This is a genomic window from Halorubrum sp. Hd13, assembly GCF_002252755.1.
Lineage (GTDB): Archaea > Halobacteriota > Halobacteria > Halobacteriales > Haloferacaceae > Halorubrum.
In genome coordinates, this window is sequence record NZ_NHOY01000053.1 from 1 (window position 1) to 19,673 (window position 19,673).

At 70.3% G+C, this 19,673-nt stretch carries 22 protein-coding genes and 1 pseudogene; 10 read left to right on the forward strand and 13 right to left on the reverse strand.

Translation table 11 applies throughout. The annotated features are described in order from the left end of the window. The 4 genes from DJ81_RS07230 to DJ81_RS07240 form a co-directional block, all read right to left on the reverse strand. Positions 1 to 428, reverse strand: a 428-nt coding sequence (locus DJ81_RS07230) for a YeeE/YedE family protein (protein WP_170938271.1), incomplete at its 3' end; no start/stop codon positions are given. A gap of 23 nt (positions 429 to 451) precedes the next feature. Next, the gene (locus tag DJ81_RS19780) at positions 452 to 577 is read right to left on the reverse strand and encodes a hypothetical protein (protein WP_254921924.1); all 126 of its coding nucleotides are present in this window, start codon (positions 575 to 577) and stop codon (positions 452 to 454) included. After that, positions 577 to 1,131: a YeeE/YedE family protein gene (locus DJ81_RS07235; RefSeq protein WP_094526061.1), complete on the reverse strand. Its 555-nt coding sequence runs from the start codon at positions 1,129 to 1,131 to the stop codon at positions 577 to 579. Before DJ81_RS07235 ends, DJ81_RS19780 begins: the two co-directional genes overlap by 1 nt. Before the next feature lie 11 nt (positions 1,132 to 1,142). Beyond that, positions 1,143 to 2,336, reverse strand: a complete 1,194-nt coding sequence (locus tag DJ81_RS07240) for an MBL fold metallo-hydrolase (RefSeq protein ID WP_094557729.1) — start codon at positions 2,334 to 2,336, stop codon at positions 1,143 to 1,145. 248 nt (positions 2,337 to 2,584) lie between these two features. On the opposite strand from DJ81_RS07240, the gene DJ81_RS07245 reads away from it, so the two are divergent. After that, the gene (locus DJ81_RS07245) at positions 2,585 to 2,830 is read left to right on the forward strand and encodes a sulfurtransferase TusA family protein (RefSeq protein ID WP_094526060.1); all 246 of its coding nucleotides are present in this window, start codon (positions 2,585 to 2,587) and stop codon (positions 2,828 to 2,830) included. 2 nt (positions 2,831 to 2,832) lie between these two features. After that, the gene (locus tag DJ81_RS07250) at positions 2,833 to 3,420 is read left to right on the forward strand and encodes a DsrE/DsrF/DrsH-like family protein (protein ID WP_094557726.1); all 588 of its coding nucleotides are present in this window, start codon (positions 2,833 to 2,835) and stop codon (positions 3,418 to 3,420) included. A gap of 180 nt (positions 3,421 to 3,600) precedes the next feature. On the opposite strand, the gene DJ81_RS07255 is transcribed toward DJ81_RS07250, so the two are convergent. The 7 genes and pseudogenes from DJ81_RS07255 to DJ81_RS07285 all read right to left on the reverse strand — a co-directional run bounded on the left by DJ81_RS07255 (position 3,601) and on the right by DJ81_RS07285 (position 9,613). After that, a complete protein-coding gene (locus DJ81_RS07255) occupies positions 3,601 to 4,224 on the reverse strand; it encodes a DUF1641 domain-containing protein (protein ID WP_094524186.1) in 624 nt (207 codons plus the stop codon). A gap of 2 nt (positions 4,225 to 4,226) precedes the next feature. Continuing rightward, complete coding sequence (locus tag DJ81_RS07260; protein WP_094524187.1) at positions 4,227 to 5,369, reverse strand: NAD(P)/FAD-dependent oxidoreductase; 1,143 nt, start codon at positions 5,367 to 5,369, stop codon at positions 4,227 to 4,229. After that, positions 5,366 to 5,602: a sulfurtransferase TusA family protein gene (locus DJ81_RS07265; RefSeq protein ID WP_094524188.1), complete on the reverse strand. Its 237-nt coding sequence runs from the start codon at positions 5,600 to 5,602 to the stop codon at positions 5,366 to 5,368. The genes DJ81_RS07260 and DJ81_RS07265 overlap by 4 nt, the downstream gene beginning before the upstream one ends. A 150-nt stretch (positions 5,603 to 5,752) precedes the next feature. After that, positions 5,753 to 7,003 carry a M20 family metallopeptidase gene (locus tag DJ81_RS07270; RefSeq protein ID WP_094589130.1) on the reverse strand — a complete coding sequence of 417 codons (1,251 nt, stop codon included), beginning with the start codon at positions 7,001 to 7,003 and terminating at the stop codon, positions 5,753 to 5,755. A 51-nt stretch (positions 7,004 to 7,054) separates the two neighbouring features. Further along, positions 7,055 to 7,468, reverse strand: a complete 414-nt coding sequence (trxA, locus tag DJ81_RS07275) for a thioredoxin (protein WP_094526056.1) — start codon at positions 7,466 to 7,468, stop codon at positions 7,055 to 7,057. Between the two features lie 129 nt (positions 7,469 to 7,597). After that, a complete protein-coding gene (locus DJ81_RS07280) occupies positions 7,598 to 8,662 on the reverse strand; it encodes a HAMP domain-containing sensor histidine kinase (protein ID WP_249269099.1) in 1,065 nt (354 codons plus the stop codon). 159 nt (positions 8,663 to 8,821) lie between these two features. After that, a pseudogene (locus tag DJ81_RS07285) lies at positions 8,822 to 9,613 on the reverse strand (HpcH/HpaI aldolase/citrate lyase family protein). 155 nt (positions 9,614 to 9,768) lie between these two features. Between DJ81_RS07285 and DJ81_RS07290 the strand changes: the two are divergent. Both DJ81_RS07290 and DJ81_RS18750 read left to right on the forward strand, forming a co-directional pair. Then, positions 9,769 to 10,062, forward strand: coding sequence for a hypothetical protein (locus DJ81_RS07290; RefSeq protein WP_198948045.1), 294 nt, complete (start codon positions 9,769 to 9,771; stop codon positions 10,060 to 10,062). A 103-nt stretch (positions 10,063 to 10,165) separates the two neighbouring features. After that, on the forward strand, positions 10,166 to 10,321 hold the full coding sequence (locus tag DJ81_RS18750; protein ID WP_141212549.1) for an AbrB/MazE/SpoVT family DNA-binding domain-containing protein: 156 nt from the start codon (positions 10,166 to 10,168) through the stop codon (positions 10,319 to 10,321). A 93-nt stretch (positions 10,322 to 10,414) separates the two neighbouring features. On the opposite strand, the gene DJ81_RS07295 is transcribed toward DJ81_RS18750, so the two are convergent. Together DJ81_RS07295 and DJ81_RS07300 are read right to left on the reverse strand one after the other, a co-directional pair. Beyond that, positions 10,415 to 11,092 (reverse strand): NTP transferase domain-containing protein, encoded by a 678-nt coding sequence (locus DJ81_RS07295; protein ID WP_094526054.1) that lies wholly within the window; start codon positions 11,090 to 11,092, stop codon positions 10,415 to 10,417. Further along, entirely contained in the window at positions 11,089 to 12,399 is a 1,311-nt protein-coding gene (locus DJ81_RS07300; RefSeq protein ID WP_094526053.1) for a molybdopterin molybdotransferase MoeA, read from the reverse strand. Before DJ81_RS07300 ends, DJ81_RS07295 begins: the two co-directional genes overlap by 4 nt. Positions 12,400 to 12,588: 189 nt before the next feature. Here DJ81_RS07300 and DJ81_RS07305 point away from each other — a divergent pair, with 189 nt between their 5' ends. From DJ81_RS07305 to DJ81_RS07330, 6 genes are all read left to right on the forward strand, one after another. Beyond that, on the forward strand, positions 12,589 to 13,185 hold the full coding sequence (locus DJ81_RS07305) for a CoxG family protein (protein WP_094526063.1): 597 nt from the start codon (positions 12,589 to 12,591) through the stop codon (positions 13,183 to 13,185). Continuing rightward, positions 13,182 to 14,075: a xanthine dehydrogenase family protein subunit M gene (locus DJ81_RS07310; protein ID WP_094589132.1), complete on the forward strand. Its 894-nt coding sequence runs from the start codon at positions 13,182 to 13,184 to the stop codon at positions 14,073 to 14,075. Before DJ81_RS07305 ends, DJ81_RS07310 begins: the two co-directional genes overlap by 4 nt. Then, positions 14,072 to 14,833: a (2Fe-2S)-binding protein gene (locus DJ81_RS19785; protein WP_094524194.1), complete on the forward strand. Its 762-nt coding sequence runs from the start codon at positions 14,072 to 14,074 to the stop codon at positions 14,831 to 14,833. Before DJ81_RS07310 ends, DJ81_RS19785 begins: the two co-directional genes overlap by 4 nt. Continuing rightward, positions 14,830 to 17,325 carry an aerobic carbon-monoxide dehydrogenase large subunit gene (locus DJ81_RS07320; protein ID WP_094526052.1) on the forward strand — a complete coding sequence of 832 codons (2,496 nt, stop codon included), beginning with the start codon at positions 14,830 to 14,832 and terminating at the stop codon, positions 17,323 to 17,325. Before DJ81_RS19785 ends, DJ81_RS07320 begins: the two co-directional genes overlap by 4 nt. A gap of 114 nt (positions 17,326 to 17,439) precedes the next feature. Then, the gene (locus DJ81_RS07325) at positions 17,440 to 18,660 is read left to right on the forward strand and encodes an XdhC family protein (RefSeq protein WP_094589134.1); all 1,221 of its coding nucleotides are present in this window, start codon (positions 17,440 to 17,442) and stop codon (positions 18,658 to 18,660) included. After that, positions 18,657 to 19,673, forward strand: coding sequence for a MoxR family ATPase (locus DJ81_RS07330; protein ID WP_094524197.1), 1,017 nt, complete (start codon positions 18,657 to 18,659; stop codon positions 19,671 to 19,673). Before DJ81_RS07325 ends, DJ81_RS07330 begins: the two co-directional genes overlap by 4 nt.

Consider the following 19,673-nt stretch of genomic DNA (forward strand, 5'->3'; position numbering starts at 1 on the left):
GACGCCGCCGCGGCGGCGTCACGCGCCCGGGTCCTGCTCCGCCAGTACCCCTGGAGGTACGCGCCGACGAACATGCCGCCGAGCGCCCAGAGGATGGTGACGTTGCCGACGCCGAGGCTGGCGTACGCCGCGCCGGGACAGATGCCCGACAGGCCCCAGCCGACGCCGAAGACGGCGCCGCCGATCACGACGTTGCGGTCGAAGGGCTTCAGCCGCCGTTCGTACCGGTCGCCGGTCAGCGGCGCGGCGTCGCGGATCCGCGGCATCACCGCGAAGGCGACGCCGGAGACGACGGCCGCGCCGAACATCACGAACAGCAGCCCGAAGTCCTCGAACCTGAGGAAGTTCAGCACGACCTCCGGCCGCGCCATGTGGCTGAAGCCGAGCCCGAACCCGAAGATCAGGCCGCCGACGAGGATCAGCGGCATGAACAGGGGATGTCTCTCGTCGCTCACGCGTCGCTCCCTCCGGTCGCTCCCGTTCGCGCGGTTCGAGACGCGAGCGTCTCGCGGCTCACGTCCGTTCGCCGTTCGCCCTCCGAGGCGCTCACTCCGTTCGCGCCTCGCGTCTCGCACATCACGGACTCACCCCCAGCGCGGCGACGAGCTGTGCGGTCAGGATCGCGACCGCGAGGAACGTCGCCACGCCGACGAGCGACGTCTTCGACGCCGACCCGACGCCGCAGACGCCGTGCCCCGAGGTGCACCCCTTCCCGATTCGGGTTCCGATGCCGACGAGTATCCCGCCGAAGAACAGTCGCCACGGCTGGACGTCGGTCAGCCACAGGGTCACGCCCGCGAGCTCGTACGTCCGCCCGGTGGTTCCGGGCTGGTAGAGCGACGTCGTGATGACGCCCGACTGGACCGTCGCCGCGAACGCCGCGCCGCCGAGGACGATCCCGAGCGTGAACACGACGCGCCAGTCGCGAGAGCTCACGTACCGCCGGAACCGCGACTGCCCCGACACGTACGACAGCGTCGACTCGAGGAAGGTGCTCGCGCCGGCCGCGATCCCCGTCCCGACGTATATCACGACCGCGCCGAGGCCGACGAGCAGTCCGCCGACGGCGTACCGGCCGATCCCGTTCGGGAAGAGGTCGGCGGCCGCCTGTGCGACGAGTGGGTCAGGCATCGATGGCGGTCTCAGTCATCCGCGAGCGATTCCTGGCTCGCGGCGCAGTTGTTCGGGCCGAGTTCGAGGGTGAACGCCTCGTCGTCGTCGACGGCCTTCTGCCCGAGGTTCGTCGCGATGATGTCCTCGTAGTTGGCCGGCCGCGGCGGCATGTCCGAGAGGATGAGTTCGACGAACGCGTCCTCCTCCATCGTGAGCGCGTCCATCTCCTCGACGAGATCGCCGATCGGCGCGGTGTACGTGCCGTCGTCGGCCGGCACCGCGGCGTCGCTGAAGTGGGCGCCCCCGATCAGCGTGTCGTCGGGGAGCGGCAGGACGCGCTCCTGAAGCGATTCGTAGAGCGTCCGTGCCGCGTCCGGCGCGCCGTCGTCGCCCTCTTCGAGGTCCGGGCGAGCGACGCTCTCGATGAACAGCCCGTCGCCGGTCGCGAGCAGGCTCTCGTCGACGAGGTACGAGGTCATCCCGGTCGTGTGGCCGGGCGTGGCGACGGTCTCGATCACCGCGTCGCCGACCGCGAAGGTGTCGCCGTCCTCGGCCTGGGTCAGCTCGTCGGCGTAGGTGACGCCGCGGTCGACCGCGGCCGCGGGGATGACGCCCTCGACGCCCGCCTCGTCGAGGTCACGCACGCCCGAGATGTGGTCGGCGTGGACGTGGGTGTCGAACGCGTACCGCAGCTCGACGCCGAGGTCGTCGGCGTCGTCGAGGTAGCGGTCGGTGAACGCGCGGAGCGGGTCGATGACCGCCGCCTCGCCGTCGTCGTAGAGCAGGTACCCGAGACAGCCGGACGAGGGGCGCTGGTACTGCAGGAGCGTGCCGGCGCCGTCGTAGCCGGTGACTTCGACGGTCTCGTAGATACCGGCCCAGCCGTTCATGCCGTCTTCGAGGTGGTTCACGTCGTAGCCGCGCTCCGCGAGCTCCCCCGCGACGTACTCGCTGGCGCCGCCCTTCGCGCACAGGACGGTCACCTCGCGGTCCTCGGGGATCCGGTCGAGGACGTCCTCGTCGATCTCGTCGTCGAGGAACTCGTAGTACGGGACGTTGATGGAGGTGACGTTCTCGCCGTCGATGCGCCACTCCTCGTAGTCGGAGCCCATCCGCGTGTCGAGCAGCGTCAGGTCTTCGCCCGCGTCGATGCGTCCTTTCAGCGCTTCCGGTTCGATCGTCTCGACTTCGACATCCGGGGTCGGGAAATCGTCTGCGTCCATGTTGTACACCTCACTGTACCGGACGGGAATACAAAAGAGTTCGCATAGTAATTCAACAACCACACAATATAGAGTCGGGAGACAAACCGAAATAATGCGCTTCACACGTTTAGGAAGCGGCTCATGTGTCACCGCGGAATTATCGGCGTAACTGGTTGTTCGCGTCAAACACAAAAAACAACATTCTTTTAACGGTGGCGGGGGTATTGTGCAATAGCTCCAATACAGACCAACGGAGCAGATAACCAATGAGTGCCGAATACGATATCGCGGAGACGTTAGACGTGAAAGGCGCATCGTGTCCCATGCCGGTCGTGAAGACGAAGGGCGCGATCGACGAACTGGCCGAAGAGCAGGTCCTCGAAGTGCTGGCGACCGACCCGGGAAGCATGAGCGACATCGACGGCTGGGCCTCGGGTACCGCCGGCGTCGAACTCGTCGGTCAGGAGGAAGGCGACGACGTGTACAAACACTACGTCCGCAAGACGGAGTGACGATGAGTACCGACACATCGTCCCCGGACGGCGCGGACGCGGCGGCGGACGACGCCCCCTCCCGCGCCGAACTCGCCGCGCGCGTCGACGAACTGGAGGCGTCGCTCGCCGAGGCCACGGCCGAGGACGACGCGAAGAAGATGAGCATCATCGCCACGAAGGGGAGCCTCGACATGGCGTACCCGCCGCTGATCCTCGCCAGCACCGCCGCCGCCTTCGGCTACGACGTGACCGTCTTCCACACGTTCTGGGGGCTCGACATCCTGCATGAGGAGCGGTCGAAGAGCCTCAAGATGAGTTCCGTCGGCAACCCCAACATGCCGGTCCCGAACGTCGTCGGCGCGCTCCCCGGGATGGACCGCGTGACGACGCGGATGATGGAAAAGCGGATCGAGGACAACGACACCGCCTCGGTCCAGGAGCTCTTGGAGACGAGCCTCGACATGGGCGTCGAGTTCCAGGCCTGTCAGATGACCATCGAGTTGATGGGCTACGACGAGGACGACTTCTACGACGGCGTCACCACCGGCGTCGGCGCCGCGACGGCCCTGCAGGACATGGTCGAGGCCGACATCCAACTGCTCGTCTGATCTGCTCTCCGGACCGGCGTTCCGTCCCCCGATACCCGTCGTCCCCCTTTTGCGTCCCGCTCCCGCGTTCCGGTAGGCTCCGCTGAACCGAGTCGTCCGAATCGAGTTCGATCAGTCGGAGCCGAACCCGTACGCGGCCGGGTCGTGCATACGAGAACTGTCGCCGGAGCCTGCGCCCCCTCAGCGCTCTCCGTCGGCGCGCTCCCGACCGATCGCCTTGGAGACGGCGAGCACGTAGCCCAGCCCGTACTGGATCTCGGGGTCGCGGATGCTCCGTGCCAGTCCGAGCGCGCCGACCGGCTCGGGATCGCTCCGGTGGGCGGCGCCGACTCCGTCGAGCATCGTCTTCACGCCGTCGCGGGCGTCGTCGTCCGCGGCCGTCTGCGCGACCTCGCCGAGCGCGGCCCCGGTGCCGGCCAGCGAAGTCACCATCTCGTCGTCGAGGGCGGCCGTCGCGAGCGACCCGACCTGCGCCAGCTCCGCCAGCTCGTCCAACGCGCCGCTCCGCTGGAGCTCGGTCAGCGTCTCGAGCGCCTCGCGCAGTTCGTCGCCGTTCTCGCCGACCGCCGCGGCCAGCCCGACCGTCTCGTCGGTCGCGATCCCGTCCGCGGACTCCGCGAGGGTCGCGCCCGTCGCCGACAGCTCGCGGACCATCTCGTCGTCGAGCGCGTTCTCCCCGAGCGAGAGCACGTCGAGCAGCTCGTTGACGGCGTCGAGCCGCTCGACGAACTCGGCGACGGCCTCCGGGTTCTCCTCGATCGCCGCCTCGAGGTCGCTCCGCTCGGAGAACTGCTCTTCGGACATGGTCAGAGCAACCCCCGTGCGGTGAGCCAGTACGACTCGTTGTACGCCAGCTTCGACCAGTGGAGCTTCTGCGAGGGCGGCGCCGGCGACGGCGGGTTCTCGTAGTCGAACTCGACGAACGAGGCCGCGTCCATGCCCGTCTCGATGAAGCACAGCGTCTTGCCGTCGTAGGTGGCGGTCGCCGGCCGCCCGCGGACGTCGCTGGCGAGCCGCTCCCCGACGACCCCGGCCTGGTAGTGCGCCACGCTGCCGGCGTTCGGAACGCCGGTGGCCGCGGTGTCGCCGAGCGCGTAGACGTCGTCCGCGGCCTCGGCCTCGAGCGTGTGTTTATTCACGTCGACCCAGCCGTCGTCGCCGAGCCCAGCCTCCTCGATCAGGTCGACGCCGGCGTGCGGCGGGATCGACACGAGGAGGTCGTAGCCGAGCTCGGTCCCCTCCATCGAGGTGATCGTCCCCGCGTCGGGGTCGACCGACTCGGCGTTGAAGAACGTCTCCACGTCGATGCCGCGCTCGTCCATGATCGGCCTCGCCCACTCCGCGATGTGGGGGTTGCCGTGGACGCGCTGGATCGGGTACGTGTAGGTGACCTCGACGTCCTCGCGGAGCCCGCGCTTCCGGAACCAGTCGTCGATCATGAAGACGAACTCGAGGGGCGCCGCGGGGCACATGTGGGGCGTGCCGACGACGCTCAACACGATCTCGCCCTCGGTGAACGACAGCAGCTCGTCCCGGAGCTCGGTCGCGCCCGACTCGCTGTAGTAGTCGTGTCCGCCCTCCGCGAGGCCGGGGATCCGTTCGGGCTCCAGCGTCGACCCCGTCGCTAACACGAGGTAGTCGTACTCCATCGACGGGCCGTCGTCGAACCGGAGCCGCTTGGCGTCGGTGTCGACGTCGCTCACGCGGTCGATCCGGAGGTCGACCGCGTCGTCGACCAGCTCGTCGAGGCGCCGGCGGCCGTCCGCCGGCTCGCGCTGACCGAAGGGGACGTACAGCCACACCGGCTTATACACCTGCTCGGGGCCGTCGTTGACGAGGGTGACCTCCACGTCGCCGGCGTCGAGCTCCGGTTCGAGGCGGTCGGCGAGGTCGTTCGCGAGGACCGAACCGCCGGTCCCGCCGCCGACGATGACGATGCGTTCCGTCATGCTTTCTCCACGTAGAACGCGGCGTGGTCGTCGCGCTCTTCGACGGCGAGCAGCTCGTTCCCGGACTCCTCGGCCCACTCCGGGACGTCGGTGTGCGACTGCTCGTTGTCGCTCAAGAGCCGTATCACCGCGCCGGAGTCGACGCCCCGGATCGCGCCGATGAGGTCCATCAGAGGACCGGGGCAGGCGGCGCCTCTGGAATCGACGGTCTCGTCTGGTTCTATCTCCGTCATAGATGTGAGTTGGAGCCGGTTGGCATTAGTATTGCGCTTCAATTCCAAGTCCGTGAAAAACCGGTCGACAAGGCGCGCCGCGGACGACTCGTACGACGCGGACGCCCGCGTCAGATCACCTCGTGTCACCCGGCTTCACCCCGATTCGCCTCACCGCTCCGACGCCGCCGCCCACGCCGACGGGAGCCGCGCGTAGACGACGGCGTTGCCGACGAGCGCGTCGACGGGCACGTACTCGTCTGCGGCGTGGACGGTGTCGGTTCCGAGCGCGAACTCGACGGTCGGAATCCCGGCGTTTCGGAGCGTCTTCGCGTCCCCGCCGCCCGTCGCGCTCCGCCGGAAGACGGGCTCGCCCGTGACGTCGGCCGCCGTCGACGCCACCGCCTCGACCAGCGGGCTGCCGGAGGGCTCCGCGGTGCCGACGCTCCACGAGACGTCGGTGATCGTTATGCCCTCGCAGCCGGCGACGCAGGCCCGGATCCGGGAGAGCACGTCGGGCGTCGAGACGCCCGCGGTCAGGCGCACGTCGACCTCGGCCCGAGCCGACTCCGGGACGCTGTTTATCCCGTCGCCGCCCTCGAGGACGCCGAGGTTGATCGAGGGGTAGCGGAACAGCTCTCGGGCGGCCTCCTCGCCCATCGCCGGGGCGTAGTAGTCGACAGACTCCTCGACGATCGGCTCGACGTCGGCGCCGACGTCCAGCCGCTCGGAGCCGAAGCGGTCGCGCAGTTTCTCTACGGCGCCGTAGAGGCGGTCGATCGCGTTGACACCGAGGGTCGGCCGGGAGCCGTGAGCCCCCTCGCCGCTCGCCGCGAGCGTCAGCCAGATGCTGCCGCGGTCGGCGACCGTGACCGAGTGCCGGCCCGCCTCGCAGGTGGGCTCGCCGATCACGCAGGCGTCCGCGTCGAGGCGCCCGGCCTCCAACAACGCCGGCAGTCCCGCGTCGCCGCCGACCTCCTCGTCGCTCACGAGCGCGAACAGCAGGTCGACCGGCGGCTCGGCGTCGGTCACCGCGAACGCCCGGACCGCGAACAGCATCGACGCCACGGCGCCCTTCATATCGGTCGCGCCGCGGCCGTAGACGCGGTCGTCCGCGAGCTCGCCGAGCGGGTCGCGGGTCCACGCGCCGGCGTCGAACGGCACCGTGTCGAGGTGGCCGTTGTACAGCAGGGTCCGGTCGGACTCCCCGGCGACGCGAACGAGGAGGTTCGGCTTCGCCGGGTCGACCGCGAAGCGCTCGACATCGACCGGAAGGGGGTCGAGGAATCGCTCGATCGCGTCGACCACCGCTCGCGTGTCGCCCGGCGGGTTCGAACTGTCGACCGCGAGGAGGTCGAGCGCGAGGTCGGTCAGCTCGGCGCGGTCGTCTCGGACGTGCGCGACCGGCGGCGCGTCGCTCATCGGCGACCGAGCCCCCGACTCGGTTCGGATCCGTTCATCGGTCCGGACTGCTCACGCGTGCTCCTCGATCGCGGAGCGGAGGCGCGACTCGTCCTGCATTCCGACGAGGCGCTCGACCTGCTCCCCGTCGGCGAACAGCAGGAGCGTCGGGACGCCGCGGACGCCGTACTCGGCGGCGAGCCCCTGGTTCGCGTCGACGTCCACCTTCGCCACGGTCGCGTCGGTCTCGGCGGCGATCGACTCGACGACCGGTTCGAGCATCTGGCACGGGCCGCACCAGTCGGCGTAGAAGTCGACCAACACGACCGACCGCTCGGAGACGGTCTCGCTCAGTTCCGCCTTCCCGGCGACCGGAACGGGCTCGGAGGGACTCGTCGACTCCGTCTCGTCGGTCGCTTCCGTCCCGTCTCGGTTCCGAAGCTCCTCGAGCTTCCGTCGTCGGATCTCCTCGATCTCTTCGGCCATCGGCGCCACGTACGGTCCGTGCCGACTTAGATGTTTGCGTGATTAACACAATATTGGTCCGCTCGACCGAACCGCGCGCCGCGACGCTGCCGCGACGCCGCCCTTGCCGCCGGTCGGGGGCGGAGTCGGTCAGGCCTCCTCCGCGGTCGGCAGCGTGATCCGGAGGACGGTCCCGGTCGGCTCGTTCTCCAGCAGTTCGAACGTCCCGTCCGACGTCTCGACGGTCCAGTAGATTATCCAGAGCCCGAGCCCCTGCGTGTGGACGAGCGCCGTCTCCGCCGAGCCCTCGATCGCGTCCACCTCGTACCCCGGGATCCCCGCTCCGGTGTCGGCGACCTCCACGACCGCCGCTCCCGTCCGGTCGGTGCGGAGCGTGACGGTGACCGCGACGTCGGTCGGCGTGTGCTCGGCCGCGTTGCGGAGCGCCTCCTCGATCGCCGTCGGAAGCGCCGGGTGCGACGACACGCGCGGGTCGCCGTCGAACTCGGTCCCGATCGACACGTCCGGATACGCCGCCGCGACCGCGTCGATCCGCTCCTCCAAGAGCTCCCGGAGGCGGAACGTCTCGCGCTGGTCGGTGTTCCAGATCGAGACGATCTCCCGCGTGCGGTCGGTCGTCTCGAGGAGACCGTTCAGGTGCGTCCGCGCGGTTCGCACGTCCTCGGCCGTCTCCGGGCCGTGGTCGCGCCGTTCGATCCTGTCCAAGTTGCCGAGCGCGACGCAGAGCTCGTTGCGGAGGTTGTGCCGCAGCACGCGCTGGTTGATCGTCAGCAGCTTCGTCAGGTCGCGGGCCTCGCTGAGCCGCTCGTCGGCCTCGACCGCGTACAGCCCGCCCCGGATCCCGACCGCGGAGCCGAGCGCGGTCGCGAACGCGAGGAGGAAGGAGAGCTCCCCCTCCTGTCCCTCCACCGCCCATATCAGCCAGACGGCGAACGCGAGGAGGGCGAACGACCCGGCCACGGTGACCGCCAACCGCAGCGCCCGCCACTTCCCCGAGCGGGATATCGGCCGGTTCGGAAGCTTGTACGCCGTCGCGACCACCAAGAGGGCGATACCGCAGATCACGAACGCCTCCAGTCCCGTCCCGAGCCCCTCGCCCTCGGTCGCGAGGTGAGCGAGGCCAAGCCCGAAACAGAGCGCCCCCAGCGCGCAGACTCCGTGCTGCGGACGGATCCGAAGACGTGGGAGCGACACGGGTGGGTATACGAACAGTGGTATAAAGAATTTGGCCTGTCGGGCGGCGTACCCGCGAGCGACAGCGGATGAGTAAAAATCAGTCTAACGACACGTATCGGGCCAGACGCCACCGGGCCCCGGTGATCGGATCCCCGTCGTAGGCCGCCCGGGTCGCGCCTACCGGTCGGTCTCGTAGCCGTCGAGCCAGCCCGTCACGGCTCCCTTGAGCGCTCCGGTCGTACTCCCGAGATTCAGCAGCTGGTAGCCGTTCGCCGCCTTCTCGTCGACGTCGTCCGCGTCGAACCCGAGCCCGCCGAGGGGCACGTCCGCGGCGACGGCCTTCGACCGGACCGTCTCGACAGCCTCCCGGACCTCCGGATGGCCGATCTCGCCGGGATGGCCGAGCGAGACCGACAGGTCGAACGGCCCGACGAAGACGAAGCCGAGCTCCGGGACCGCGAGGATGTCGTCGAGGTTCGCGACGGCCGCCTCGGTCTCGATCGTCGCGCCGACGAGCGCCTCCGCGTCCTCGGTCGCGATGTAGCCGTCGGCGAGCCCCCAGCGGCGGGCCCGCGGCGAGCCCAGCCCGCGGTCCCCCGGCTCGCCGCCGTACTCGAACCGCGCCGACTTGACCGCCGCCCGCACCTCCTCCGGACCCTCGACGCGCGGGAGGAACACGTTCCGCACGCCCGGGTCGAGCGCCTTCCGGACGAGGGCCGGGTCGGTGCTCGGGAGCCGCACGAGCAGCTCCGTGTCGGTCGCCTCGGCCGCGCGGAGCAGGTCCTCGATCCGGCCCGCGTCCCACGGATCGGGGCCGCCGTGTTCGAGGTCCAGTCAGACGACGTCGAGGTCGAGGTCGCCGTCGAGCTCCACGAGCCGCGGGCTGTACGCGTTCTCGAGCGCGGCGAGCGCGACGTCGCCCTCGTCGAAGGCGGTCGCCAGATCGTTTGTCGACGGTGAGTCCGTCATCGCCCGTCGGTTCGCCTCGATTCGGCATACGTCTACCGACCGGGACGACTCCCGAACCGCACCCGCCGCGGCCGTGCCGTCCGATTGATTCTATCGCTCAGGTGAGTAATTTTATAATGACCCCTGACATGTAGTACTGTATCGTGTGTCGGGAGATGAAGCGCGAGCCGGCGTGGGTATCGGCGATCCGGTTGGCGATGTTAGAGGGGCGCGTCACCGTCGACGCCGTGATCGAGGAGGCGAACCTGATCGAGGGCCGCGAGCGCACCGTCAGCGACGTGTTGGAGACGATGTGTGAGCGCGACCTGCTCGCCGCCGTCGACGTCGGCGCGGACGCCGAGACCGACCTCTACGTCCCGGGGCCGGTACTGATCGAATCGGACCGGTTCGACTTGGACTTCGACCGGGCCTCCGAGGGGGGCGCCCACCGCTGGAACTCCGCCGTCTGACTTCCGAGCGCGTTCCGGAGGCCGCCACCCGATCTCCGCTCGTCGCCGCTACGCGCTACCGTAGCGTAAACTATGTCCCCGCTACGCCGTAAGGTGGAGATCGATGGGTAACCTCACGGACACCAAAGTGTCGGAAAAGAACCTGACGACGGTCCCGAAGCCCGTTCGAAACTTCCTCGACGTCGGCGCCGGCGACCGCGTGGAGTGGCACGTCGAGGACGGGAACATCGTGGTCAAGAAATCGACGCCCGAGGAGTAGACGCCGGCCGGTCGAACCGCGCTCGGAACCCGGGCGAGTCGCGGCCGTCGCCCGTCCCTCGGTCGGTCGATCAGCCGCCTCCCGCTCGGTCGATCAGCCGTCCCCCGAACCGCCCTCCGGGAGGTCGGTCGGCCGGTCCACGTCTCGGCGGACCCCCGGGTCGTCGACGGCGACGAGCGCGCTCGCGTCGTCCGCGAGCAGGATCTCGCGGCCCCCCACGTCCCCGTCGACGTCGGCGAGCCGGTCGAAGAACCGCCGGTCGAACAGCACGGGGTTCCCCCGGTCCCCCTCGTGGGCGGCCGCGAGGGCGTCGCCGGCGCCCGCGGCGTGCGCCGCGACGAGCGTCTCGACGGTCTCCGGGTCGACGAACGGCATGTCGCCGAGCGCGATGACCGCGGCGTCGACGTCCGCCCCTCCTCCGGTGCCGTCTTCTCCCTCCCGAAGCGCGTCGATCCCGGCTCGGACCGAGGTCGACTGCCCCGCCTCGTACGCGTCGTTGTCGACGGTTTCCACGGGGAGATCGGCGACGGCCGCCCGGACTCGACCGGCCTCGTGTCCGACGACGACGACCACCGGGTCCAGCCCGGCGTCGACCAGCGTCCGAGCGGCGCGTCGGACCACCGGCTCGCCGTCGACGGTCGCGAGGAGCTTGTTGGCGTCGCCGAAGCGGCTGCTCGTCCCCGCGGCGAGCAGCACGCCGGCGACTCGGGCCCGAGCGGTGCCCTCCCCCTGGAACGGCGGCGTCGCGAGCGGGAGCCCCTCGTCGGTCATCGCTCGACGACGGGGTACGGGACGACGTCGACCGCCTCGCCGGCCGACAGCGCCGACTCGGTGAGCACGAACCCGTCGGCGCGCGTCGCCCGCGTGCTCGACGAGAGCACGCTCGGGTCGAACGTCTCGTCGTAGACGGCGAGCGGCGAGTCGACGTGGCCGAGCGGCGTCGCCTCGCCCCCGTCGAGCGTCACCGGGACGGCGTAGGTGAACCCCGGGACGGAGATGCCGACGTCGCTCGTCACCGCGGCGTCGACGGTCGGGAGCGCGGTGTTCCCGGTGAAGAAGGGGCGCGCGACCAGCGAGGTCACGGCGTGCGCGCCGACCGGCTTGCCGGGGATCGCGAAGACGACGGCGTCGCGGTCGTCGAGCGTCGCGACCGCGATCGGCTTGCCCGGTCGCAGCGCGACCCGGTGGAAGTGCACGGTGCCGAGTTCGCGGAGCGCCCGGACGACGTAATCCTTGTCGCCGACGCTCGTGCCCCCGGTCGTCATCACGACGTCGTGGCCGGCGGCGAGCCCGGCGATCCGGTCCCTGACGCGCTCGTACTCGTCGGGGACGGTGCCCTCGTACGTCGCCTCCGCGCCCCACCCGCGGACGAGCCCCGCGAGCATCGGCGAGTCGAGGTCCGTGTGGCGCCCCTCGTGGATCTCCGTGCCTGTCGCCAGCAGGCCGACCGAGAGCCGCTCGACGACCGGGACCTCGTCGATCCCGAGGTCGCCGAGCAGGACCGCGTCCTTCGCGCCGAGCCGCTCGCCGGCCGCGAACAGCCGCTCGCCGGCCGCGACGTTGCTGCCGCGCTCGTAGACGTACGTGCCGGGCTCGGTCGGCGAGCCGTCGAGCCGGCCGTCCTCCACGGTCGCCTGCTCCTGCTTGAGGACGGCGTCGGCCCCGGCGGGAAGCGGCGCGCCCGTGAAGATACGGACGGCCTCGCCGTCGCCGAGCGCGGACGGGTCGGACTCCGGGAACACCTCCCGGTCGACCAGCTCGTACGGGTACCCCTCGGTCGCGTCGAAGGCGTAGCCGTCCATCGTGGCGTGGCTCCGGGCCGGCACGTCGTCGGGGGCGTCGACGGGCTCCGCGAGGGTGCGACCGGAGACCCGATCGAGCGAGACCGACTCGACGTCCCACCGGTCGAGCCACTCCTCGCGGAGGTCGCGGACGCGCTCCGCGGCGGCTCTCAGCGGGGTGATCTCGCCGTGACCGTGGCCGTTGTCCCCGTCGCCCCCGTCGTCGACACGCCCGTCTCCGTCGCCCTCGTCGTCGACACGCCCGTCGCCGTCAGGTTCGTCGTCGGTACCGTTCATCCGCTTCCTCCGCGTCGTTCGCGGTCGATATCGGCGCATCCGGGCGATCCTTCATGGTCAATAAGGTTTATTATGATGGTACAGAGTATCATTGCCGTGGTAATAGTATGCTCATAGTAGGGGGGTATAAAAGATGACGGTGACGGACGGTCGAACGACGGCGGAAGCGGCGACCGGGGGGTGTCGCTGATGGAGTTCGACGGCGAGTTCGAGCTCGACGGCGTCCCGCCGGAGAAGGCGTGGGTCGTCCTCTCGGACCCGGTCGCGGTGCGCGACTCGCTGAAGGGGTGTAAGTACATCACCCCGATGGACGACTCGTTCGAGTGGGACTCCTACGAGGCGGAGGAGGACGTCCCGACGCTGCCGGAGGCGGAGGCCGACGACGTCGCCGCCCGGGCGTTCCGGGCCGGGCAGGACTACGCGGCGCTGATGCAGGTCGGCGTCGGCAGCGTGAAGCCGAAGTTCGAGACGACGGTGACGATCGAGGACCGCGACGAGGAGACCTTCGAGATGACGGCCACCGGCTCCGGCTCCGCGAGCGGGAGCAGCTTCAGCATGAACTCCGGGATGCACATCCATCCCCAAGAGGACGGCGACGGCTCCCAAATCGAGTGGTGGACCGAGGCCGACATCTCCGGTCGGATCGCGCAGCTCGGCGGCCGCGTCATCAACCCGGTCGCCAACAAGATCGTGAACAACTTCTTCACCTCGATCGAGTCGCAGATGACCGACGTCGAGGAGACGGACTCGGGGGTCACGGACAAGATCCGGGGGATGTTCGGATGAAGTCCGCACCGTTCGAGCACCACGAACCCGAGACGGTCGACGAGGCGGTCAGCCTGTTGGAGAGCCTCGACGACCCGACGATCCTCGCCGGGGGACAGAGCCTCGTACCGATGCTGCGGTTCCGGCTCGCGAACCCCGACGTGGTCGTCGACATCAACGGCATCGACTCGCTCGACTACCTCCGCGAGGAGGACGGCTCCCTCCGGCTCGGCGCGCTCGCGCGCCACGCCGACGTCGAGGACTCGGACCTGATCGACGAGAAGTACGGCAGCTTCGCCGACGCCGCGCCGCTGGTCGCCGACCCGCAGATCCGGAACCGCGGCACGGTCGTCGGCTCCGTCGCGCAGGCCGACCCGAAGGGCGACTGGGGGAGCATCCTCCTCGCCCACGAGGGCGAGGTGATCGCCACCGGTCCGGACGGAGACCGGGCGGTCCCGGCGGACGAGTTCTTCCTGCTCCCGTACGACACGACGCTCGGCGAGCAGGAGCTGATCACCGAGATCCGCGTCCCCGAGCCCGGGCCGAACGAGGGGAGCGCGTACCACAAGCTGAAGCGCAAGACCGGCGACTACGCGATGGCGGGCGTCGGCGTCCGGCTCGTCTTCGACGACGACGGCGTCATCGAGTCGGCCGGGATCGGAATGACCGCCGTCGACATCACGAACGCGCGGGCGACGGACGCCGAGGAGCACCTCGAAGGCGAGCGGCCCAGCCCCGACCTGTTCGCGACGGCGGGCGAACTGGCCGCCGAGCAGTCGAATCCGGAGTCTGACGAACACGGCGGCGCCGACTACAAGGAGCGGATGGTCGACGTCCTCACCCAGCGCGCGCTGGGCGACGCCGCCGAGCGCGCTGGCACGGTGACGGTCGAACGGAGGGTCACACAGTGACTGACGAACGCGAGATCACGCTGACGGTCAACGGCACCGAGCACACGGTCGAGGTCGAGCCGCGGCGCCTGCTCGTCCACGCGATCCGAGAGGACCTGGACATGACGGGCACGCACATCGGCTGTGACACGGGCAACTGCGGCGCCTGCACCGTGCTGAAGGACGGCGAGCCGATCAAGTCCTGTCTGATGTTCGCCGCGCAGGCCGACGGGGCGGAGATCCTCACCGTCGAGGGGATGGAGGACCTCCCCGAGGCCGACGACATCCACCCGCTCCAGGAGGGGTTCCGGGAGGAGCACGGCCTGCAGTGCGGCTACTGCACCCCGGGGATGCTGATGGCGGGCAAGGCGCTGCTCGACGAGCATCCGGACCCGGACGAGGAGACGATCCGCGACGCGATCAGCGGCAACCTCTGTCGCTGTACCGGCTACCAGAACATCGTCCGCTCGATCGAGTACGCGGCCGCGGAGCTGGAGAACCGGGCCGCCGCCGACGGCGGCGCGGTCGCGGTCGACGGAGCGACGGACGGGGGGCCCGCGGCGTCGCCCGAGGGCGGCCACGCGGCCCCCGAGTTCGGCGGCGACGCGGACACGTTCTGCGGCCGCGAGGACTGCTGCGGCGGCCCCGACGAGGCGGACCCGTTCGACCGCGACGCGCTCCTCGATGACGCGGACGACGCGGACGGCACTGGCGACGCGGACGTCACGGGCGACGCCGACGCGGGCGCCGATGCGACCGACCGAGGTGACACCAAATGAGTAGCGAACCAGACACGCCGGACGCGGAAACGGAGTATCAGCACGACGAGGACGGCGGACCCGACCCGGAGAAACACTGCGGCCACGGCCGCGGCGGCATGGGCGAGGAGGTGACGCGCAAGGAGGACAAGCGCTTCATCACCGGCCGCGGCAACTACGTCGACGACATCAAGAAGCCGGGCATGCTCCACTGCGAGATCGTCCGGAGCCCACACGCCCACGCCCGGATCGAGGAGATCGACGGCTCCCGCGCCGAGGCGATGGACGACGTCGTCGCCGTGCTGACGGCCGAGGACTTACTGGAGCACGACCTCGCGACGATGCCGACGCTGATGGACGACACGCAGGACGTGCTCGTCAACGACAAGGTGAAGTTCCAGTCGCAGGAGGTCGCGGCCGTCATCGCGAAGGACCGCTACGCGGCGAAGGACGGGGCCGAGAAGGTCGAGGTCGACTACGACGTGCTCGACCCCGTCGTCGACGCCGAGGAGGCGCTCGAAGCGGACGCGCCGCTGGTCCGCGACGAGCTCGACGACCAGGAGGACAACCACATCTTCGACTGGGACACGGGCGACGAGGAGGCCACCGACGAGGTGTTCGACCAGGCCGACGTCACCGTCGAGGAGGACATGCTGTACCAGCGGCTTCACCCCGCGCCGATCGAGACGTGCGGCGCGGTCGCCGACTGGGACCCCGGGATGGACAAGATGACCGTCCACATGACGTCGCAGGCGCCCCACGCCCACCGCACCCTGTTCTCGCAGGTGTCGGGGATCCCGGAGCATAAGGTCCGGATCGTGAGCCCCGACGTCGGCGGCGGGTTCGGCAACAAGGTACCGATCTACCCGGGGTACGTCGTCGCCGCGGCGGCGTCGTACGTCCTCGAACAGCCGGTGAAGTGGATCGAAGAGCGCTCCGAGAACATCCAGACGACCGGGTTCGCCCGCGACTACGACATGACCGGCGAGCTCGCCGCCACCGAGGACGGCGTCATCGAGGGCGTCAAGGTCGACGTGCTCGCCAACCACGGCGCGTACAACGCGGCGGCCCAGCCGTCGAAGTTCCCGGCCGGCTTCTTCAACATCTTCACCGGCTCGTACGATATCGAGGCCGCGTACGGGTCGCTGACGGCCGCGTTCACCAACACCGCGCCCGGCGGCGTCGCCTACCGGTGCTCGTTCCGCGTCACGGAGGCGGTGTACCTCATCGAGCGCATGGTGAAGGTGCTCGCCGACGAGCTCGACCTGGACCCGGCGGAGATACGCCGGCGGAACTTCATCCCCTCGGACGCGTTCCCGTACGAGTCGGCGACGGGCTGGAACTACGACTCCGGGAACTACGAGAAGGCGCTCGACAAGGCCCTGGAGATGGCCGACTACGAGCACTACCGCGAGGAGCAGCAGCGACGGATCGACGAGGACGCGGACAAGCTCATCGGCATCGGCATCTCCTCGTTCACGGAGGTCGTCGGCGCCGGGCCCGGCAAGCAGTGCGACATCGCCGGCATCGAGATGTTCGACTCCGCGGACCTGCGCGTGAACCCGACCGGCAACGCCGTGTTGCGGGTCGGCGTCCAGACGCAGGGGCAGGGCCACGAGACCACCTTCGCGCAGATCGTCGCCGAGGAGCTCGGGATGGACGTGGACTCGATTACGGTCGAGCACGGCGACACCGACACCGAGCCGTACGGGCTCGGGACGTACGGCTCGCGGTCGACGCCCGTCGCGGGCGCGGCCGCCGCCGTCGCCGCGCGCAAGGTGCGCGACAAGGCGAAGTCGATCGCCGCCAACGAGCTGGAGGCCGCCGAGGAGGACATCGAGTGGGACCGCGAGTCCGGCGAGTTCCACGTCGCCGGCGCGCCCGACCGCTCGATCACCATCACGGAGATCGCGGCCGGCGCCTACATGAACCACCCCGGCGACGAGGAGCCCGGGCTGGAGGCCGTGAACTACTACGACCCGCCGGAGATGACGTACCCGTTCGGCTCGTACATCGTCGTCGTCGAGGTCGACCGCGAGACCGGCGAGGTCGACTTCGAGAAGTTCGTCGCGGTCGACGACTGCGGGAACCGCATCAACCCGATGATCATCGAGGGGCAGATCCACGGCGGACTCGCGCAGGGGATCGGCACCGCGATGTTAGAGAAGGTCACCTACGACGACAACGGCAACGTCACCGGCGGCGACTTCATGAACTACCTGCTGCCGACGGCCAACGAGATCCCGAACTTCGAGACGGGACACACCGTCACGCCGTCGCCGCACCACCCGATCGGCGCGAAGGGCGTCGGCGAGTCGCCCACGGTCGGGTCGCCGCCGGCGATCGTCAACGCCGTCGTCGACGCGATGAGCCACGCCGGCGTCTCCCACGTGGAGATGCCGATGACGCCGGACGTCGTCTGGGAGACGCTCGACGAGGCGGGACTGGCACACCAGCCCGCCCACAACGTCGAGTTCGACCTCGGCGACGGCGCCGAACCGGCCGACGACTGAGCCGCACGCAGCCAGCCGCGCGTCGCCCTCGGTCGCGCCGGCCCACCGACCGGCCGCGACGGCCGCCCGTTCGGCCGACTCGCCCGGGGGCGGCGGGACCGCTTCCACCAACTGATGACACACGACGAGACCGAACACGACGAGACCGAGCACGGCGAGGCCGACGAGCCCGCGATCGACGGGGGCGAGCGGCCCGAACGCGACGAACCGAGCGGGACCGCGACGGGGACCGACGACGGCGACGTCTCCGACCTGGAGGCGGCGCTCGCCGAGCGCGGCGAGCCGTACGCGCGGGCGACGATCGTCCGGCGCGAGCCGCCGGTGTCGGCCAACGTCGGCGACCGCGCGGTCGTCACCGCCGACGGCGAGATCCACGGGTGGGTCGGCGGCGCGGCCTGCGCGCAGTCGATCGTGGCGACGCAGGGCGCGGCGGCGATCGAGGAGGGGAGCCCCCGGCTCGTCGGGATCGCGCCCGACCCCGACACCGTCGACCGACCCGGGCTCGACGCCTTCCCGATGACGTGTCACAGCGAGGGCGTGCTGGAGCTGTTCATCGAGCCCGTGACGCCGACGACCGAACTCGTCGCAGTCGGCGACTCGCCGGTGACCCGGTCGCTCGCGCGGCTGGCCGACGAGCTCGCCGTCGACGTGACGCTCGTCGTCGCCGACGCCGACGCCGACCGCGACGTGCCGGCGTCGACGCGGGTGCTCGACACGGTCGACCACGAGGCGATCGCCGACGCCGTCGGCCCCGGGCCGCTCGTCGTCGTCGCCTCGATGGGCGAGTACGACGCGCGCGGCGTCGCCGCCGGGATCCTCGCGGACGCGCCCTACGTCGGTCTCGTCGCCAGCGACGAGCGGGCGGCCGAGGTGACCGAGCGCGCCGCGGGGCTGCTCGACAGCGACGTGGGTGACGTCGTCGCGGCGGTGACGAACCCCGCCGGCGTCGACGTGGCGGCCTACACCCCGGCGGCGATCGCGGCGAGCCTGCTCGCCGAGGTCGTCGGCGAGCGGTCGAAGGCGAGCTCGGTGCGGGCAGGCGGGGCGCGCGGCACGGGCGGCGCTGTCGGCACGGGCGATACCGCTGCAGTCGATTCGGCTGACGACGACGGAAGTGACGACAGGACCGCCGAGATGGATGACGGAAGCGACGACGAGACCGCCGCGGCCGACGACGCGACCGCGATCGACCCGGTCTGCGGCATGACCGTCGACCCGGCGACGGCGGACGCCTCGGTCGAGCACGACGGCGAGACGTACCACTTCTGCTGTCACGGCTGCGCCGACTCGTTCGCGAACGACCCGGCGTCGTACCTCGAGGGGGCAGAGGCGTGAGCGGGGAGCTCGACGCGGGCCCCTTCGACTCGCTCACCGAGGAGGAACTGCGCGAGCGATTCGAGGCGACCGACTACGTCGCCGACGACCGCACTGTGACGACGGTCGATCTGGCGCTCCGCTTGGGGCGCCCGCTCCTCGTCGAGGGGCCGCCCGGAAGCGGGAAGACGGAGCTCGGCAAGACGCTCGCGGAGGGGTTCGACACGGAGCTGATCCGCCTCCAGTGTTACGAGGGGCTCACCGCCGAGAACGCCCTCTACGAGTGGAACTACACCAAACAGCTGCTCGCCGTGCAGGCCGACGAGGGCACGGTCGCCGGCGGCGCCGCGACGAACGGCGACGCCGGAGCTGTCGGCGAGCGCGACGGGGGCGGCGTCGCCGACGCGGTCAGCGGCGGCGACGCCGCCGGCTCGGTGTTCGGCGAGGAGTACCTCCTCGAACGCCCCCTGTTGCGCGCGCTCCGCAGTTCGGAGGGGCGCCCGCCGGTGCTGCTGATCGACGAGATCGACCGCGCGGACGAGGAGTTCGAGGCGTTCCTCCTTGAGCTGCTCTCGGACTTCCAGGTGTCGATCCCGGAGTACGGAACCGTGAGCGCGTCGACGCCGCCGATCGTGATCCTCACGTCGAACCGGACGCGGGGGCTGAGCGACGCGCTGAAGCGGCGGTGCCTCTACCTCCACGTCGAGCCGCCGTCGTTCGAGACGGAGTACGAGATCGTCCGCCGGAAGGTGCCCGAGCTCGACGCCGCGGTCGCCGCCGAGGTGTGCTCGGTGGTCGAGCGCCTGCGCGAGGAGTCGTTCCTCAAGCGCCCGGGCGTCGCCGAGACGCTGGACTGGGCGCGCGCGGTCGCCGCGCTGCGCCACGACGACGCCGACGAGCCGCTCGCGCCGGACGAGATCGAGCGGACGATCGGCTGCCTGCTGAAGGAGGCGGAGGACGTCGGTCGCGTCGACGCGGAACTGCTCGAACGGCTCCACGACGCCGCGAGCGCGGCGGCCGAGCGGACCGAGTGA

Coding starts and splice junctions, on each gene's coding strand:
- DJ81_RS18750 (WP_141212549.1), top strand. CDS start 10,166: ATGGGTAACCTCACGGACACCAAAGTGTCGGAAAAGAACCTGACGACG.
- DJ81_RS07235 (WP_094526061.1), bottom strand. CDS start 1,131: ATGCCTGACCCACTCGTCGCACAGGCGGCCGCCGACCTCTTCCCGAAC.
- DJ81_RS07320 (WP_094526052.1), top strand. CDS start 14,830: ATGAGTAGCGAACCAGACACGCCGGACGCGGAAACGGAGTATCAGCAC.
- DJ81_RS07245 (WP_094526060.1), top strand. CDS start 2,585: ATGAGTGCCGAATACGATATCGCGGAGACGTTAGACGTGAAAGGCGCA.
- DJ81_RS07295 (WP_094526054.1), bottom strand. CDS start 11,092: ATGACCGACGAGGGGCTCCCGCTCGCGACGCCGCCGTTCCAGGGGGAG.
- DJ81_RS07290 (WP_198948045.1), top strand. CDS start 9,769: ATGAAGCGCGAGCCGGCGTGGGTATCGGCGATCCGGTTGGCGATGTTA.
- DJ81_RS07305 (WP_094526063.1), top strand. CDS start 12,589: ATGGAGTTCGACGGCGAGTTCGAGCTCGACGGCGTCCCGCCGGAGAAG.
- DJ81_RS07260 (WP_094524187.1), bottom strand. CDS start 5,369: ATGACGGAACGCATCGTCATCGTCGGCGGCGGGACCGGCGGTTCGGTC.
- DJ81_RS07265 (WP_094524188.1), bottom strand. CDS start 5,602: ATGACGGAGATAGAACCAGACGAGACCGTCGATTCCAGAGGCGCCGCC.
- trxA (WP_094526056.1), bottom strand. CDS start 7,468: ATGGCCGAAGAGATCGAGGAGATCCGACGACGGAAGCTCGAGGAGCTT.
- DJ81_RS07250 (WP_094557726.1), top strand. CDS start 2,833: ATGAGTACCGACACATCGTCCCCGGACGGCGCGGACGCGGCGGCGGAC.
- DJ81_RS19780 (WP_254921924.1), bottom strand. CDS start 577: ATGTGCGAGACGCGAGGCGCGAACGGAGTGAGCGCCTCGGAGGGCGAA.
- DJ81_RS07270 (WP_094589130.1), bottom strand. CDS start 7,003: ATGAGCGACGCGCCGCCGGTCGCGCACGTCCGAGACGACCGCGCCGAG.
- DJ81_RS07255 (WP_094524186.1), bottom strand. CDS start 4,224: ATGTCCGAAGAGCAGTTCTCCGAGCGGAGCGACCTCGAGGCGGCGATC.
- DJ81_RS07325 (WP_094589134.1), top strand. CDS start 17,440: ATGACACACGACGAGACCGAACACGACGAGACCGAGCACGGCGAGGCC.
- DJ81_RS07300 (WP_094526053.1), bottom strand. CDS start 12,399: ATGAACGGTACCGACGACGAACCTGACGGCGACGGGCGTGTCGACGAC.
- DJ81_RS07310 (WP_094589132.1), top strand. CDS start 13,182: ATGAAGTCCGCACCGTTCGAGCACCACGAACCCGAGACGGTCGACGAG.
- DJ81_RS07240 (WP_094557729.1), bottom strand. CDS start 2,336: ATGGACGCAGACGATTTCCCGACCCCGGATGTCGAAGTCGAGACGATC.